The sequence below is a fragment of the Photorhabdus kayaii genome (assembly GCF_025384895.1).
Lineage (GTDB): Bacteria > Pseudomonadota > Gammaproteobacteria > Enterobacterales > Enterobacteriaceae > Photorhabdus > Photorhabdus kayaii.
Genome location: NZ_JAJAFZ010000173.1, coordinates 1 through 1,455, shown reverse-complemented (window position 1 = coordinate 1,455; position 1,455 = coordinate 1). Strand labels below are relative to the sequence as shown.

Sequence of the window (1,455 nt, the reverse complement as noted above, 5' to 3'; positions counted from 1 at the left end):
ACGGTAAAAGTATTAGGTAGCACCAAAGAAGGTGCCAAGGATCTGGCAGAAGGATTGAGTCATGCCTCAAACCCGCTGTTAAAAAATGCTAAGCCTGATACTGATACCGTAGCTAGTTTGATCGAAAATGAGAAGTTGTATGCTGGAAAGGGGGCGACGGGGCAAAATGTAGGAAATCTTGAGCCTGGCAATCCAGCAAGTACAAGCATTCCAAGAAATGGTGATCGTTTAGTTTTAAATCAAGGCCAGCTACCAACGTGCGGACCAAATTCATGTGCAATGATTATGGATACGGCGGGATTGAAATATGATTTAGGGAAGTTAATAACAGATGCAAAAGTTACAGCTAATGGAGCAAGGATGAACGATCTTGCATCTGCAATGCGAAATCAAGGCTTAACGGATGCTAAATTTACATCAAAAATTTCAGTTGAAGACTTAGCTAAAGCTACATCAAACGGGCATCCTGCGATAGTGGCAATGAAGCTGGATCGAGGTGGTCACGCTGTTGTTGTAGACGGTATAACCGTAAGGGATGGTCAGCAAGTTGTGGCGATTAGAGATCCGGCATTAGGAAGACAGTACTTTACTCCAATCAATGAGTTTAAAGAAAAATTCATGGGGCAAGCTATTACAACAAATACGAAGAAATGGTAAGGAATAATAGATGAGTAATAAATTAATTGACAAATCTGATAATGTCACTTCTATTGGATATTTATTTGTCTTTACTAAAAATAATGAATTATCTGGATATATTTCTGAGTCAAATACTATTGAAGAGAGTGAAGAGAGTGAAGAGAGTGAAGAAAATCAGAAAATATTTTTAACAGAAAAAGTTATAAATCAAATAATTGAACAAGATGAAGTGTTTGGTGTTTTGGTTGGAGGGAAATACTTATATTATGCGATGCCGGTTATTTTGACTGATCTAAACTTATCATTGATAGCTAATAAAACTTATTTGGAACAGGGTAGTGTTTTAATTTTATTTGAAGATGAAAATAAGCAGAAGGTTATAATTTAATAAATTATTTTTTATGAGTTCCCGCCTGACTTGAACTGCCCCCGAATGTTAGACAAGCATATAACATTCGGTAGTGTAGTTCACTATGCCAAATTAACGCCGAGGGTGCCGGATTGATTGATGATAAGGGTCAGATTCTGGGTGTCCCGGGTAAAGCGATTAGCTATGCAGCAGGAGCTACTCTTTATCAACTATCCGGGAGTTTAAATGGAGTTTCAGGGAGATTCGAATGGATAATAGATCCGAAACTAGGTAGGGTAAGCCATAGGATGTTTGTTACTGACGGAACAGTGAATAGGGTGCCATCAAAACCATGATATACCCGTTATCTTTCAAGTTGCCTCTTTGTTGGCTACACTCACTCACCCCGGTTACATAGTTCTCTATGCTCCCGGGGATTCGCTCCCTTGCCGTCGCGATCCATCTTG

The 1,455-nt window shown here is 39.2% G+C and carries 2 protein-coding genes; both read left to right on the top strand.

The genetic code is table 11. The features are described from left to right. Positions 1–657 (top strand): cysteine peptidase family C39 domain-containing protein (locus LGZ98_RS23685; protein ID WP_262978725.1); only part of this gene is annotated, 657 nt, incomplete at its 5' end. Positions 658–667: 10 nt separating this feature from the next. Beyond that, positions 668–1,027 carry a hypothetical protein gene (locus LGZ98_RS23680; RefSeq protein WP_262978724.1) on the top strand — a complete coding sequence of 120 codons (360 nt, stop codon included), beginning with the start codon at positions 668–670 and terminating at the stop codon, positions 1,025–1,027. Positions 1,028–1,455: the final 428 nt, after the last annotated feature.